This is a genomic window from Paenibacillus sp. Negev47, assembly GCF_058313655.1.
Genome location: NZ_CM177754.1, coordinates 1,549,664 through 1,564,449 on the forward strand (window position 1 = coordinate 1,549,664; position 14,786 = coordinate 1,564,449).

A 14,786-nucleotide genomic window follows, 5' to 3' on the forward strand; every position below is an offset into this window, starting at 1 on the left:
CAAACGCAAACGCAAAAATTACCTTTTACCGCAGTCATACTACCTCATTTGCTTAGTCAAAATAACTCGGGTTCATGAGTCTTCGGATTCAGTCTTAGGAGTAAATTGGGCTAAGGGAATGGGGACTGTGGTACTTAGATCTGTACAGTGAGCAAAGGTGAAATTTGTAACTTCATTATTGTAACCGTTTACATAAAAGAGAGTGTTCATCCATGATTTGTGAAGGGAGTGATGCTTCATGTAATTGGAATTCGAACAGGTAGTCGTGAGGTGTTGCTCATCAGGTACAGTCCCAGGTACGTCTTGTCTTTGGTAATACAGTGAGGTATTCCTCTGTTCATCACTTATGGATAAGGAGATGACCCAATGTTAACGAAGAAGGAAGAGGGAGTAGGCGTAGGAAAGTCCAGCGGTTTCAAGTCCGGGATGATTCTGCTGCTCGGAACAATACTTCTATTAACGATATTATTCCCTAATACAGCCAGAGCAGCAACAAGTGTCTATACAATATCAGCTTTTACGAACACAAGTGAGTCCAATATGTATATCTACGAATCTTATAATGCGACCCACTATGGTTTGCTGAAAGGGCCAGCCTACACACCTCCGGCCGATCTGATCCGCGATCCCAGCATCATGAAGCACACAGATGGTCTGTACTACGTCGTTTACACCACGAACTGGTCAGGTAATTCCATCGGTATCGCCTCCAGCCCGGATAAGGTAAACTGGACGTTTGTCCGTAACATTACATTATCCACTCCTACCACGATTGCACACACATGGGCACCGGAATGGTTCAAAGACAGCAACGGCAGTCTGAACGTTATCGTGTCCCTCTCTCCAGGCAACTATGAAAATTTCAAACCTTATGTCATTACTGCTTCAAGCAGCAATCTGACGTCTACCTCATGGTCCTCGCCTACTGAACTGGCAGGCATTGCTCCCAATTATATTGATACCTTTATCGTTCAGACAGGCTCAACCTATCATGCCTTTACCAAGAACGAAACCACCAAATACATTGAATATGCGACAGCGACCTCGCTGACCGGACCTTATACCTTTAAAGGCACAGGGGATTGGGCCGGCTGGGGCTCTTGGGTTGAAGGTCCGGCGCTTGTGCAGTTGGATAATGGTTCATGGCGAATCTACTTTGACGGCTATGCGACACAAAAATATTATTACAGCGACTCTGCTGACGGTTTCCAGACCTGGGGTGCCAAGCAGGAGATTGCGGGTCTTACCGGACTCGTCCGGCATATGACCGTATTGAAAGAATCCGGACAGCCTGGCGATATCCGCAAGTTGGAATCATTCAATGTACCGGGCAGCTTCATTCGTCATTACAACTATCAGGCCCGAATCGATGGCAATGTTAGTCCAGCCGAAGATGCACAGTTCCGTATTGTTCCCGGGCTGTCGAATGCAACAGGAATTTCGTTTGAGTCCATGAACTATCCAGGTTATTTCCTGCGCAATAATAATGGCAACATCACATTGGTGAAAAATGACGGCAGCGCCACATTCCGAAATGATGCCACGTTCAAACGTGTCAATGGACTTGCTAACGCCGCTTGGACTTCGTATGCCTTGTTTAGTAACCCGAACCTGTACCTGAGACATTACAATAATATGTTGAAATTGGAAGCTGTCGTTACCGCACTCGATAAGTCAGACGCGACCTTCCGAGAGGTTGCACAATAATAGGTGTTCGTGTTTAAGAAGATATAAATAAGTTAAACTTTTTACACGATAACGTAGAGGTCAGAAATAACTTGAAGAAGCGAAGCGTGCGCCTTTATCCCCGGATTTTCCCTTTAAAAGAATAATTAAAAAATCTGGGGATAACAGCGATCGGAAAGTTGTTCTGACATCGGAGTGCAAGTGTAAAATCTAAGGAGTGAAGCGGATGAAGTGGTTAAAACGAATGAGCTCGCTGCTACTGGCAGGAAGTCTGCTAACGGGCAGTTTGGGACTGGGGACAGAGGTATCTGCTGCGGGAGCTTACACGGCTGTTGCCGATCCATCGAAGCAATATCAGACGATGGAGGGATGGGGAACATCTCTCGCGTGGTGGGGCAAAGTGGTAGGGGAATACTCCAACCGGGATGAGTATGTGGAGAAAATGTTCAACGCAAATACCGGACTGGGTCTGAACATCCTGCGGTACAACATTGGAGGCGGGGATAATCCATCGTCCAATATTCTCGAATATCGCAAAGCCGTTCCCGGTTATCAGCCTTCTCCGGGTGTGTATGACTGGACTGCGGATGCGAACCAGCGTTATATGCTGCAAGCTGCCAAAGCGCAGGGTGTAAACGTCATTGAGGCTTTTGCCAACTCGGCACCCTACTGGATGACGATCAGTGGCAGTGTATCGGGTGCAGCGAATGGAGGGAATAACCTCAAGCCTGAACATTATGATGATTTTGCAGATTACTTGACCGAGGTTGTGAAGCATTTCCGGGATAATTGGGGGATTACATTCGATAGCGTAACTCCGCTGAATGAACCGATCTCGACGTGGTGGAAGCAGGGCAATGACCAGGAAGGCATGCACTTTGACCGGGCGGATCAGAACTCGATTCTGAGTCAGGTACAAGATTCGTTGAATGCGAAGGGCCTGTCCACGAAGCTGAGCGCACCGGAAGAATACAGTATCGATGATACCGATGTTTCATTCAACAGTTACAGCAGTGCGGTCAAATCATCCATTAGTCAGATCAACACACACACGTATGGCGGAAGCAATCGCACTGCTTTGCGCAACACAGCGACGTCTGCCGGTAAACATCTGTGGACCTCGGAATATGGAGACGGGGATGCAAGCGGACTTACGATGTCCCGTACCATCCTTAAGGATATTCGTAATATGGGGGCCAGTGCATGGGTGTATTGGCAAGCCGTGGATAGTGCAGAAGGATGGGGATTCTTCAAGAACGTGTTGAACAATACGCAAACGACCAGTTACACCGTGAACCAAAAATATTATGTCATGGGCAATTACAGCAAATTTATTCGTCCCGGATACAAGATTATCGGCATGAGTGATGCCAATACCCTTTCAGCCTATGATGCAGCTTCCGGTAAAATTGTACTGGTCACAACCAATTCGGAATCGACAGATACAACGGTAACCTATGATCTCAGTCGCTTTACTAACACAGGCACGTCTGCTCAGGTATATCGGACCTCTTCAACAGAGAAGTTGCAGCAACTGACCAATATTACGGTGCAAAACAAAACCTTTACGGCTACAGCCAAAGCCAATTCGGTCACAACCTACGTCATTTCCGGTGCAACTTACAATGGCAGTACAGGATATGAAGCCGGGGCCATCTACAAGCTGATTAATCGGAACAGTGGACTAGCACTCGATGTGAACGCTGCTTCTACTACAGGTGGAGCAACGATTATTCAATGGAATGATAATGGAGCCGCCAACCAGCAATGGAAGCTGGAGTCGGCAGGTAACGGATATTACAACATCCGCAATGTAGGCAGTGGTCTTTTACTGGATGTGAATGCGAGTTCCACACAAGGCGGAGCCGCTTTGATCCAGTGGCAGGATAACGGGGGCAACAATCAGCAATGGCTGCCCATTGATGTGGGAGGATATCTGGTACTTGCGAATCGAAACAGTGGCCTGACGGTCGACATCAATCAAGGATCTATGACCGCAGGTGCCTCCACGATTCAGTGGGCAGACAATGGCGGAGCCAATCAGCAATGGAGCCTCATCAAAGTTCATTAGTGCGCTTGCGCTTGCATTAACGTTCTAACGTAGCATACTTTCCTGGAGGTGCAGTGCTCTGAGCAACACTGCACCCTCTAAGGAAGTAGCTGTTTTATACATACATATGTTCAAGTTGATTCAGCAGGCTTGTACTTAACGAAAACGGGACAGGGCGAACCTTCCAATATCCTGATCTGTGTGTCCTGTTTGAACCAAGTCGGATAGAACTTGTCCAATGGCACTTGCGAACTTGAAGCCGTGACCGGAGAAACCGCCTGCCAGCCACACACGCTCATGGGCAGGGTGTCGGTCGATAATAAAATCTTCATCCGAAGTGAATTCATACTTGCACACACTACCACGTTTCAATTCTCCAGCTGCCTGAGGCATATGAAGTTCGAGCAGCCTGCGCAGATCACCCTCGTCCGTTTCTTCAGTACCAAAAGGAGCCATCGTACTTCCTGGTGTCCACACCTGACCCGTATCATGACGACCCATCTTCAGACCTGATCCGCCAATGCTCGGGAATCCGTAATAGGTCCCTTCTTTTCCTGCCAGTGTGAATCCGGGGAAGTGCGCCTCGCCATACAAGGCTTCGGGGGAATCAAACCATCCAACTGTTTTACGTACAGCCTGGATCGGGAGATCCACGAAAGGTTTTAACGTCTGAAACCAGGCACCCGTGCTCAGGATGATTTGATTCGCATGGTATGTATCACCACCTGAAGTCTGAACTGCAACGGAATGTGGTCCGTATTCGATATGCTCCACACGCGTGTGCGTTAACAAGGTGGCACCGTGAGCCTCGGCTGCCTTGCGGAAGGCTCGAATACAGGGTTCACTATACAAATAACCCGCATCAGGCTCATACATGGCCTCGTAATGTTCAGGTACTGTAATACCTGGCCAGCGTTTCATCACCTCGGTTGCATGCAACGTTTCATAACGAATGTCTGCATCATCTGCATGGCTCAATCGGCTTTGAAAGGAATGAATCTCCGGGTCAGCTATATTCAAGACGCCTGAAGGAACAAACAGTTGGTCTCCTGTCGTTTCCTCCAGCTCATGCCATAACTTCTGTGCAAGTAGTGCCATGGCAACATAGTCAGGCCCACCACTGTACACATGGCGAATCAGTCTGGTATCTCCGTGATGGCTTCCTTCCGTATGCGGAGGATCAAAGGCATCTATTAATAAAACTTTGCATCCACTGCGCGATAGATAATAACCTGCACTCATGCCCATGGAGCCGGCTCCAACGATAATAACGTCATATGATGGTGTGGTCATGGTTCCGCCTCCTAGTCTATTTCCAACGTTAATCTTCTAAAGCATAATGTAGTCTCCACACTTTTAATAGTCAATAGAACAGCTTATAGAGAAGAAAGAGATGTTAATAGAACATATTAATAGTAAAATGACTTATATAATGAATGTGATAAAGGAGACCACGCATGGGTGAGCAATTTACGTTTGACCTGTTTCCCCTAATCCAGACCGAACGATTCATCCTTCGGTCGGCAGAGGCAAGGGACAGCCAAGACCTGTTGGAGTTATATTCGGATGAAACTGTGGTTCAATATATGCCGTTTGCTCCCTTTGAATCCGTGGAGGATGCAATGGGTGAGATGAACTGGTATGCGAAGATTTTCAAGGAACACACGGGTTTACGCTGGATGATTGAAGACCGTGAAACTCGTAAAGTGATCGGAACCTGTGGGTTCCTGAACTACGAAGATGTACATAACCGTGCTGAGATCGGATACGACTTGCGTTCGGCTTTCTGGGGCCGCGGTGTTATGACGGAAGTGGCCCATGCTGTGCTGCATTTTGGATTCACGAGCATGCAACTCAACAAGATCGAAGCGAAGGTTGAACCGGAGAACGAGGCGTCGATTCGCCTGTTACACAAGCTTGGTTTTCAGAAGGAAGGCGTACTTCGACAGCATGAGTTCGAGAAAGGCAGATATATTGACCTTGCGGTGTTCTCCAAGTTACGAAGCGATATATAGGCAAGTTAATGTCATTTCCAGGCCGTGAACCTTGTCCTCCTGAATTCGCTCATGCTATATTGGAGAGATGTGAGGAGATGAGGATATGAAGCTGGTGTCCTGGAATGTGAATGGCTTAAGGGCATGTGTGACCAAAGGATTTATGGATTATTATCAGGAGAGTCAGGCGGATATCTTCTGCCTTCAGGAGACCAAATTGCAAGCCGGGCAGATTGAGATGGACCTGGGGGAAGACGTGTATCAATATTGGAATTATGCGATCAAAAAAGGATATTCCGGCACAGCTGTATTTAGCCGAATCAAGCCTGTATCCGTTCGTTATGGGATGGAGGAAGACAGCGAACCGGAGGGCCGGATGATTACACTGGAGTATGATAATTTTTATCTGGTGAACGTCTATACCCCTAACGCGAAGCGGGATCTGACCCGGTTGCCTTACCGTCTGGAATGGGAGGATCGATTCCGAGGTTATATTTTGCAACTGGAGCAGACCAAGCCCGTTATCGTCTGTGGTGACCTGAATGTGGCTCATCAGGAGATCGATCTGAAGAATCCGAAGCCCAATCTGGGTAACTCCGGATTTACCCTTGAAGAGCGCGGCAAGATGACCGATTTGCTTGCTTCTGGTTATGTGGACAGCTTCCGCCATCTGTATCCGGATCGTACGGATGTATACAGCTGGTGGTCTTATATGCCGAAGGTTAGAGAACGGAATGTGGGCTGGCGCATCGATTATTTTCTCGTGTCCAATCAATTGGCGCCGAAGGTTGCTGATGCACATATCGACTGCCACGTGATGGGCAGTGATCATTGCCCGGTGGGTCTAACATTGGAACTCTAGGTACGGATCATCGAGAGATGGATGAAGGTATGAGGTTTGGAATATAGATATAGATGAACTGCAAGTTTCCTTAATCGGAGATTTGCAGTTTTTTTACGTCACGGGTAGGGGAGTGAGACTGGACTTTGGTTGGGGAAAGGACTGGACTCCGGATTGTTTCAATTCCGCTATTTCTTGGGTACGATTGAAGCATACATATATAGATGAACCTTTGGAGTAAGGGGTAGAGAAGATGAAGAAGGGGTTACGGAGAGGGTTAAAAGTGCTGGGAGGTCTGATGCTTGCTGCAGGACTTTTACTGCTGACAGGGGTAGCCTATGAGGCGTATCAATCCACGCAGGATATGAAGTCTTATCCTCCGCCAGGCAAGTACTATGAAGTGAGTGGTCGCAACATGCATCTCTACACCGCTGGCAAAGGAGAGGTCACGGTGGTTTTTGCCTCAGGTTGGGGTACACCCAATCCGTACGTGGATTTCAGTCCGTTGTATGACAAGTTGAAATCAAAGGTGAAAATTGCGGTATATGATCGATTTGGGTACGGATACAGCGACTATACAGATGAACCTCGTGATGTCGATACTATCTCGGAAGAGATTCATCAGTTACTGCGAACATCCGGCCAACGTCCACCTTACATTATGGTAGGCCACTCCCTTGGAGCTCTGGAGACTCTCCGATTTGCGCAAAAGTATCCCGATGAGGTAGCCGGCATGGTCATGATTGATGGCGGAAGTCCTGAATATTACAGTTCGGTGGAAATGGATACGCCCGAATGGTATTTTACTTCAGTCCGATTCCTGGTTAAAACAGGCATTGCGCGTACATTGCTGCATTCGGATCAGATGATGGCAACACTGGTCATTGACCCAGAGTTGGTTTCTGCGCCGATGAAAAAGGCTGCCACCATTTCTACCCTGAAGCATGCATACAATGACAACGTGATGGATGAGATTCGTCATTCCAAGATCAATGCATTACGTGTGCTGGAGAACAAAAAGGAGTTTCCTTTCCCTCTGACGATCCTGACAGCCGGATCAGATCAACCAAGTGAGGGGAGTCGGGCATGGCAGGCAGATCAAGTGAATTTTGCCTCATGGTCCAGACAAGGAACCCAGCAGATTGTCCCTCACGCCGAGCATTACATCCATAACAGTCAGCCGGATATTGTCGCTGCCGAAATCTTGAAATTAGTGACACCGTCCAGTGACCTATGAGTAACATGATTCCGCAAACACATGATGAACAGGATGAGGAGGAGGGATGGATGAAAAAGGTTAGAGTTGTCACCCGATTCCTGTCCATACTTGCAGCCAGTTGTCTATTGTCATTGAGTGTATTATCCGTATCCGTCATATGGGTCAAGAATAACGTTGATGCAGTACCTGTCATCCAATCGTTTGAACGGGATTAGCGCATAAGATCAAGAAGAAGGAGTAGTAATTGCTGGAACCAATGAGTTGCCAGAGAACTTGCCAAGTGACTTCCCTCTGCTGGAAGATGCAACCATTCGATTAGCCAATTCAGGTGAGAACGAAGGCAAGCATCAGCTATGTTGATTTTCTCCACAGAACAAGACATGAAAACGGTATTCCAGCTCCTATAAGGATTACTTCAACACCAAATAGTTGACGGATGCAGGAAGGCGTCATTGAACTGACATTGACCTGGACAGAATCTTAAGAATCAGATGAGGAACATTGTTCTCCTTATTTAAAATTAACGAATAGATTCCATAATACCTTGCATGCGGAACAGCATTATTGCTGCACCGCTGTAAGGTATTTTTTTATTCGAACTGGAAACCTGACAAGTTACATGGTATGTTATATCATTATACAAGAAGTAATAGACAACTATAGAAGAAGACAGGAGAGGATTGAACATGATTAGAGTAGGTATTGTAGGGTACGGTAACTTGGGTAAAGGTGTGGAGAAAGCCATTTCTCAGAACGAGGATCTGGAACTGATTGCTGTGTTTACACGTCGTAATCCGGAGCAGATGGTCGCTGAAAGCACAGAAGTTCGTTTTGAGCATATCTCTGCAGCTGAGCAATACATAGGCAAGATCGATGTTATGATCCTCTGTGGTGGCTCGGCAACCGACCTTCCGGAGCAGACACCAGCTATCGCCAAGTTGTTCAATACGGTAGACAGCTTCGATACGCATGCGAAGATTCCTGAGTTCTACAAGGAAGTTAATGCTGCGGCAGAGCAAGGCGGTCACGTGAGTGTCATTTCCACAGGTTGGGACCCAGGATTGTTCTCCATGAACCGTCTGCTTGCACAGTCCATCCTGCCAGAAGGAAAAGAGTACACATTCTGGGGTAAAGGTGTGAGCCAAGGTCACTCGGATGCCATTCGTCGTGTTCCAGGCGTTAAGGCGGGTGTACAGTATACTGTACCTGTAGAAGAGGTCATCAACCGCATTCGTGCAGGGGAGACGCCAGAACTGTCTACACGCGAGAAGCATCTGCGTCAATGTTATGTGGTAGCAGAAGATGGTGCCAATCAGGATGAGATCCGTGAGACGATTGTGTCAATGCCTAACTACTTTGCAGATTACGATACGACAGTAACATTCATCAGCGAAGAAGAATTGAAATCCGAGCATGAGGGCATGCCGCATGGTGGATTTGTAATTCGCAGTGGGGTTACAGGTGCCGGTCAAAAGCAAATTATTGAATTCGGTCTGAAACTCGACAGCAATCCTGAATTTACAGCGAGCGTACTTGTGGCGTATGCGAGAGCCGCACAACGTTTGAGCGTGGAAGGACATAAGGGAGCGAAGACGGTATTTGATATTCCGCTCGGTCACCTGTCTCCGAAATCAGCTGAGGATCTTCGCCGCGACTTGTTGTAATTCGTAATGTCTTCCTGTAGTTGATATAACAAAAAGCTCGTCCTATGCATCATAGGACGAGCTTTTTTTGCCGTATGCAATTCGAAATTTGGCATGAATCAAGCATGAAACTTTTCCGCTGGTGGTTGTGTGCTCTTGTCGAGATGGCTCCTCTACGTCCAGTGCGTGGGAATAGTTAAGTGATCCGGCAGCTTGGTATGCCTATCACCTTTGGCTGCATTAAGCTGGGATTGTGTCAGGAAGATGCCACCTCTCAGGTCAGCACCGCCCAGATTCGTATCTCGCAAATCCGCGCCAATCCAATCGGAATTTCTCACATCTGCATTTTGGAGATCGGCTGCAATCATTAAAGCCCCTCGGAAGCTCGCGCTCCGCAGGTCAGCTCCTCTTAAGTTGGCGCCAAAGAAGTCACTTCCGGTGCGTTTTTTGCCCTTCTTCGACTTTTCTTGTCCATGAGTTGCAGGTGGTACATTCGCGCGTACCATTTCACTTGCCTGGACCAAGAGCTGATTCACAGTGGACCGATGTTCAGTAATATCCAGACGCAAGAGGGCCGCAGGCTCCAGATTACTCAGACGCTCAATCTCCTGATATAACTCACCAAATGCCGAGTGAAGCGATGATGTCTCCGGTCGCATCATCATTTCATTCATATAACTTAGCAACTCGTGAAGTTGCCGCAGGGCAGGCAGACAATCAAACATCTCAGTTGCAGACTCCGGATGATCCCGCCAATCTTTGCCCGCGTAGGTCACTTGAGACAGCTTCTGTCCGGCTCCAAAACAGTCGTATACGGTACATCCCTTGAAACCTTTCTGCCGAAGCTGGGTATGGATACCGCAGCGATTGTCATTGCGCAGATTGGAACAGGGTGTGCCGCTGGCCTTGTCAAAAGCAAAGTCCGATGACTTGCCATAGGGCAGGGCAACACAGCACAGGCCGAAACATTGCTCGCAGTCTGCGCTCAGATGAGGACTCGCAGTACTGGCAAATGGTTGGTTAGACAATATAAACACTTCCTTATAATAGTACACAAAGATGAAATCACGTCAGTACCACTTTACCATCGCCCTGGGATTAGATCAATTGATAACAAGGAAAAAGGGGCGTTCCCCAAGTTCATAGGAACGCCCTTTTGTCGTGGAGAATCCTTCCGTTATTCAGGTATCTCTCCATAGTTATTTTGTATTTAAATTAAACCACACCTTGAGCAATCATGGAATCGGCGACCTTGAGGAAACCGGCGATATTCGCTCCAGCAACGAGGTTGCCTTCACAGCCATACGCTTCAGCAGCTTCTACACAGCTGGTGTAGATGTTCTTCATGATGTCATGCAGCTTCGCGTCTACTTCTTCAAATGACCAGGACAACCGCATGCTGTTCTGTGACATTTCAAGAGCAGACACGGCTACGCCGCCAGCATTCGCCGCTTTGGCTGGGCCAAACAGCACGCCAGCACCATGGAAGACGTCAATGGCAGCCAGGGTGGAAGGCATATTCGCGCCTTCGCCAATGGCCTTCACGCCACCTTTGACCAGGAGGGCTGCAGCTTCTTCATCGATCTCGTTTTGCGTCGCACACGGAAGAGCGATATCACAAGGAATAGACCAGATTCCTTCACACCCTTCGGTATATGTAGCATGCGGGTGTTCTTTGACATATTCGCTGATGCGAAGACGGTCAACCTCTTTCAGACGTTTCACGGTATCCAGGTTGATGCCTTGTGGATCGTGTATGTAGCCACCTGAGTCACTACACGCCACGACTGTAGCTCCAAGCTCCTGTGCCTTCTGAATGGCATAGATGGACACATTACCAGAGCCAGAGACAACGACCGTACTGTCTTTGAAGCTGAGTCCTTTGGATTGCAGCATCTCATGCACGAAGTACACACAGCCGAAGCCAGTTGCCTCTTTGCGTGCCAAGCTTCCCCCGTATAGAAGACCTTTTCCAGTTAATACGCCTGCCTCATGCCCGCCATGAATACGTTTGTATTGACCAAACATGTAACCAATTTCCCGCGCGCCTACACCAATGTCGCCAGCAGGTACATCGGTATCGGAACCGATATATTTGTACAGCTCTGTCATGAAGCTTTGTGTGAAACGCATCACTTCCAGATCTGATTTTCCTTTGGGATCAAAGTCGGAACCACCTTTACCACCGCCAATAGGCAGGCCGGTCAACGCATTTTTGAAGATCTGTTCGAAGCCAAGGAACTTGATGATGCCCGAGTATACGGATGGATGGAAACGCAGCCCGCCTTTGTAAGGGCCAATGGCACTGTTGAACTGTACCCGGAATCCACGGTTAACCTGAACTTTGCCCTGATCATCTACCCACGGAACACGGAACGTAATTACACGCTCAGGTTCAACAAGCTGTTCCAGCAGGCTATGGTTCTTGTATTTGGGATGTGCTTCAATGACAGGAATGAGGGAATCCAGGATTTCTTTGACAGCCTGATGGAACTCGTCTTCATGCGGATTTCGGGCGACAACCGACTCATAGACGGAATGAACATATTCTGCGGCAGTAACTTGAGCTGACTCTGTAGTTTGTTTTGTTATCGTGGACACTTTTTCGATGCACTCCTTTATTGTGTTAAAGTCTGTAGATGCTTATTTGTATAAATTGCATAAAAGTTTGTAGTTAAATATACAGGAAAGCAAATAAAAATACGAGATAGAAATCCATAAAATGTTTTTTATGCCGTAATTAAAATGTTCTATGGATCTACCATCTAATGTAAAGAATTAGATTATTAAATGGATGATACAACCAAATTAATTGACATTAACAGCAAGTTAGCCTAATACACTGGATTAATATTTTTCTTTTGGTAAGATGGTATGAAGGTCTCATGTTCTGAGGTCTATACGAATAACAAGGAGGAAAACAAGATGATCAATAGAAATATGCGAATCAACGTGGAGAACAAGGCTTGTATAGGGGGTGAAATTTATTATGAACCATAGGACTTCCCGCCAAAATTGCAGAGAGAAGCTGGTAAGCCAGCTATTTACATTGGGTGAAGAGAAAAGGACATTTCTCGACGCTTATTTTGACGTGCGCGATCCGCAGCGAATACAGTTGGAAAAACAGCTGTTGACATATACGCAGTATGTGGAGAAATTGCTCCTTGGCCCGGATGAAGATCTGGACTCGGTTGTATTGATTGGTAGTCTCATTGAATTTGAATACATCGATTTTCACACATCGGATTCGTTCGTGATAGTCATGCCTGATGATACTGATCCTGATAAGGGGCGTATTTCCTTTCTCTCCCCAGTAGGAAGTCAATTATTGCTAGGCAGTAAAGGGGAAGTCCGGTCCGTTCAGACGCCATCAGGCTCCATGCGGATACGCATCACGGGAATTGAGCTGCAGAGCAAAGCTATGAACGAATCGACTCTGGGGGGTGCAGATCATGCACTTTAAGGAGACCGATTTACCGGGAATTGGACGTAAATACTGGCTGCATACCCGTAGTGGCGAGCATCTGGTCATTGTAATTCATAACGACGAGCGACGGGACCTGTTTCACATGGAGGCAGGGGATACGCCTGAAGAGCTGGGGGATATGGTATCTCTGGTTACCCTGGACGATGATGAAGCGCGGGCGGTAGCCGCTATTGTCGGTGGTATGACCTACAAACCGAAATTTCAGAATGAGCGGGAAGTCATGCTCGAAGGGCTGTTAATCGAATGGCTTCGAATCGAGCCTCACGCGGCAAGTATAGGTATGACAATTGGTGAACTGGATATCCGGCAGGCAACAGGTGCCGTTATTTTGGCTGTTGTGACCAAGGACAAGGAGAAGCAATTCAATCCAGGTCCAGACTATGTTTTTACCGCTGGAGCTACAATTGTGGTCGCAGGTGAACGGGATCAGCTCAAACAGCTCAAACAATTGTTAACTGATGGACGGACATAGCCTATGGATATGCTCATATTCGAAGTGGGAATTGCCGTTGCGCTGATTACACTTACGGGGCTGATATCTTCACGATTACGATTTTCGGTCATTCCATTTTATATACTGATTGGTATGGCTGTTGGACCACATGCACCACAGATTGGCATTGTGGATTTACGTTTTATCGAAAGTTCGACCTTTATTGAATTTATGGGCAGGCTGGGCATTTTGTTTTTGCTATTTTACCTGGGTTTGGAGTTCTCAGTCTCCCGGTTACTGAAGTCTGGTAAAGCCATTCTAACCGGGGGAATGTTCTATGTAGGGCTTAACTTTGTCTCTGGTCTGTTACTGGGCTGGTTCATGAATCTGCCGCTTCAGGAGACACTCGTTGTCTGCGGGATCATGACCAGTTCTTCTACAGCCATCGTCGCTAAAGTGCTCGTTGACCTGAAGCGCACGGCGAACCCGGAGACAGAAATTATTATGGGTATGATCATGTTTGATGACTTGTTCATCGCGATTCATATCTCCATCCTGACCGGACTTGTGCTTAGCGGGGCAACTTCATTCTTAAGTGTCCTGTTGGTATCACTGTCTGCTCTGCTGTTCATTGTACTGTTCCTGATCATCGGCAGGAAAAGCATCAAATATATTGATAAGGCACTGAACATCAAGTCGTCAGAGCTATTTCTGCTAACTGTCATGACACTGCTCTTCCTGGTGGCGGGATTCTCGGAGACACTTCATGTAGCGGAAGCAATTGGAGCCTTAATGATGGGACTTGTGCTGGGTGAATCAAGGCATGTCAGCCGAATTGAGCATCAGATCATGCCTTTCAAAGACTTTTTTGGTGCTATATTCTTCTTTAGCTTTGGACTGACCATTGAGCCATCGTCACTCGGCGGAGCTGTCGGCATGACAATTATTGCAGTGATTCTGACGATTGCCAGTAACTATGGTGCAGGTATGATCGCTGGCAGATTGGCTGGAATGAGCCCAAAGGCTTCACTGAATGTAGGCTTTACCCTGGTATCCCGGGGCGAATTCTCTATTATTATGGCTAACATCGGCAAGGCGGGGGGACTGATGGCCTCCATCCAATCGTTTGCCGTATTATATGTGTTAATCTTGGCTGTGCTGGGGCCTATCCTGACCAAAGAATCTCCGCGGATCTATGCACAATATGAGCGTCTAAGGAAGCGGATGAAACGAAGGGAAACGGGGTGAGCCGAACGCCGGCTTTCACGGGACAGACTAAGAATCCCGACCGTAGTGTTTAATAAGCGTCACACCATTTGAAGAGAGAAATCACTCCGGGGTGTGGCGTTTTTTATTATTGAAACCGATACAATACCGCCTTGTTATTAAGTGCATCCACCAATTTATGGTATGTATCCATATCTTGTGCGTGG

General features: G+C 47.3%; 13 protein-coding genes. 10 read left to right on the plus strand and 3 right to left on the minus strand.

What is annotated here, in order from left to right; genetic code table 11:
- Window positions 1–366 precede the first annotated feature (366 nt).
- The gene (locus tag AC4G47_RS07160) at window positions 367–1,707 is read left to right on the plus strand and encodes an AbfB domain-containing protein (protein WP_491105509.1); all 1,341 of its coding nucleotides are present in this window, start codon (window positions 367–369) and stop codon (window positions 1,705–1,707) included.
- A 205-nt stretch (window positions 1,708–1,912) separates the two neighbouring features.
- Window positions 1,913–3,757: an RICIN domain-containing protein gene (locus AC4G47_RS07165; RefSeq protein WP_491105510.1), complete on the plus strand. Its 1,845-nt coding sequence runs from the start codon at window positions 1,913–1,915 to the stop codon at window positions 3,755–3,757.
- 135 nt (window positions 3,758–3,892) lie between these two features.
- On the opposite strand, the gene solA is transcribed toward AC4G47_RS07165, so the two are convergent.
- Window positions 3,893–5,029 carry an N-methyl-L-tryptophan oxidase gene (gene solA, locus AC4G47_RS07170; protein WP_491105511.1) on the minus strand — a complete coding sequence of 379 codons (1,137 nt, stop codon included), beginning with the start codon at window positions 5,027–5,029 and terminating at the stop codon, window positions 3,893–3,895.
- 164 nt (window positions 5,030–5,193) lie between these two features.
- Here solA and AC4G47_RS07175 point away from each other — a divergent pair, with 164 nt between their 5' ends.
- The 5 genes from AC4G47_RS07175 (at window position 5,194) to AC4G47_RS07195 (ending at window position 9,454) form a co-directional block, all read left to right on the plus strand.
- Window positions 5,194–5,751: a GNAT family N-acetyltransferase gene (locus AC4G47_RS07175; protein WP_491105512.1), complete on the plus strand. Its 558-nt coding sequence runs from the start codon at window positions 5,194–5,196 to the stop codon at window positions 5,749–5,751.
- A gap of 85 nt (window positions 5,752–5,836) precedes the next feature.
- Entirely contained in the window at window positions 5,837–6,592 is a 756-nt protein-coding gene (locus tag AC4G47_RS07180; protein ID WP_491105513.1) for an exodeoxyribonuclease III, read from the plus strand.
- 232 nt (window positions 6,593–6,824) lie between these two features.
- A complete protein-coding gene (locus AC4G47_RS07185) occupies window positions 6,825–7,808 on the plus strand; it encodes an alpha/beta fold hydrolase (protein ID WP_491105514.1) in 984 nt (327 codons plus the stop codon).
- Between the two features lie 50 nt (window positions 7,809–7,858).
- Window positions 7,859–8,005, plus strand: coding sequence for a hypothetical protein (locus AC4G47_RS07190; protein WP_491105515.1), 147 nt, complete (start codon window positions 7,859–7,861; stop codon window positions 8,003–8,005).
- 471 nt (window positions 8,006–8,476) lie between these two features.
- A complete protein-coding gene (locus AC4G47_RS07195; RefSeq protein WP_372238418.1) occupies window positions 8,477–9,454 on the plus strand; it encodes a diaminopimelate dehydrogenase in 978 nt (325 codons plus the stop codon).
- A 152-nt stretch (window positions 9,455–9,606) separates the two neighbouring features.
- Here the strand turns inward: AC4G47_RS07195 and AC4G47_RS07200 are convergent, their stop codons facing one another.
- Window positions 9,607–10,461 (minus strand): pentapeptide repeat-containing protein, encoded by an 855-nt coding sequence (locus AC4G47_RS07200; protein ID WP_491105516.1) that lies wholly within the window; start codon window positions 10,459–10,461, stop codon window positions 9,607–9,609.
- Between the two features lie 187 nt (window positions 10,462–10,648).
- The gene (gene gdhA, locus AC4G47_RS07205; RefSeq protein WP_458123620.1) at window positions 10,649–12,034 is read right to left on the minus strand and encodes an NADP-specific glutamate dehydrogenase; all 1,386 of its coding nucleotides are present in this window, start codon (window positions 12,032–12,034) and stop codon (window positions 10,649–10,651) included.
- A 388-nt stretch (window positions 12,035–12,422) separates the two neighbouring features.
- On the opposite strand from gdhA, the gene AC4G47_RS07210 reads away from it, so the two are divergent.
- The 3 genes from AC4G47_RS07210 to AC4G47_RS07220 are packed head-to-tail and all read left to right on the plus strand — an operon-like array spanning window position 12,423 to window position 14,601.
- A complete protein-coding gene (locus AC4G47_RS07210) occupies window positions 12,423–12,896 on the plus strand; it encodes a GreA/GreB family elongation factor (RefSeq protein WP_458123619.1) in 474 nt (157 codons plus the stop codon).
- On the plus strand, window positions 12,886–13,392 hold the full coding sequence (locus AC4G47_RS07215; RefSeq protein ID WP_458123618.1) for a cation:proton antiporter regulatory subunit: 507 nt from the start codon (window positions 12,886–12,888) through the stop codon (window positions 13,390–13,392). The genes AC4G47_RS07210 and AC4G47_RS07215 overlap by 11 nt, the downstream gene beginning before the upstream one ends.
- Before the next feature lie 3 nt (window positions 13,393–13,395).
- Window positions 13,396–14,601: a cation:proton antiporter gene (locus AC4G47_RS07220; RefSeq protein WP_145323658.1), complete on the plus strand. Its 1,206-nt coding sequence runs from the start codon at window positions 13,396–13,398 to the stop codon at window positions 14,599–14,601.
- The last annotated feature ends 185 nt before the right edge of the window (window positions 14,602–14,786 follow it).

What these genes read in the sequence shown, in the direction of transcription:
- AC4G47_RS07220 (WP_145323658.1), top strand. Translation starts at nt 13,396, where the DNA reads ATGGATATGCTCATATTCGAAGTGGGAATTGCCGTTGCGCTGATTACA.
- AC4G47_RS07210 (WP_458123619.1), top strand. Translation starts at nt 12,423, where the DNA reads ATGAACCATAGGACTTCCCGCCAAAATTGCAGAGAGAAGCTGGTAAGC.
- AC4G47_RS07175 (WP_491105512.1), top strand. Translation starts at nt 5,194, where the DNA reads ATGGGTGAGCAATTTACGTTTGACCTGTTTCCCCTAATCCAGACCGAA.
- AC4G47_RS07215 (WP_458123618.1), top strand. Translation starts at nt 12,886, where the DNA reads ATGCACTTTAAGGAGACCGATTTACCGGGAATTGGACGTAAATACTGG.
- AC4G47_RS07195 (WP_372238418.1), top strand. Translation starts at nt 8,477, where the DNA reads ATGATTAGAGTAGGTATTGTAGGGTACGGTAACTTGGGTAAAGGTGTG.
- AC4G47_RS07185 (WP_491105514.1), top strand. Translation starts at nt 6,825, where the DNA reads ATGAAGAAGGGGTTACGGAGAGGGTTAAAAGTGCTGGGAGGTCTGATG.
- AC4G47_RS07160 (WP_491105509.1), top strand. Translation starts at nt 367, where the DNA reads ATGTTAACGAAGAAGGAAGAGGGAGTAGGCGTAGGAAAGTCCAGCGGT.
- AC4G47_RS07165 (WP_491105510.1), top strand. Translation starts at nt 1,913, where the DNA reads ATGAAGTGGTTAAAACGAATGAGCTCGCTGCTACTGGCAGGAAGTCTG.
- AC4G47_RS07190 (WP_491105515.1), top strand. Translation starts at nt 7,859, where the DNA reads ATGAAAAAGGTTAGAGTTGTCACCCGATTCCTGTCCATACTTGCAGCC.
- solA (WP_491105511.1), bottom strand. Translation starts at nt 5,029, where the DNA reads ATGACCACACCATCATATGACGTTATTATCGTTGGAGCCGGCTCCATG.
- AC4G47_RS07180 (WP_491105513.1), top strand. Translation starts at nt 5,837, where the DNA reads ATGAAGCTGGTGTCCTGGAATGTGAATGGCTTAAGGGCATGTGTGACC.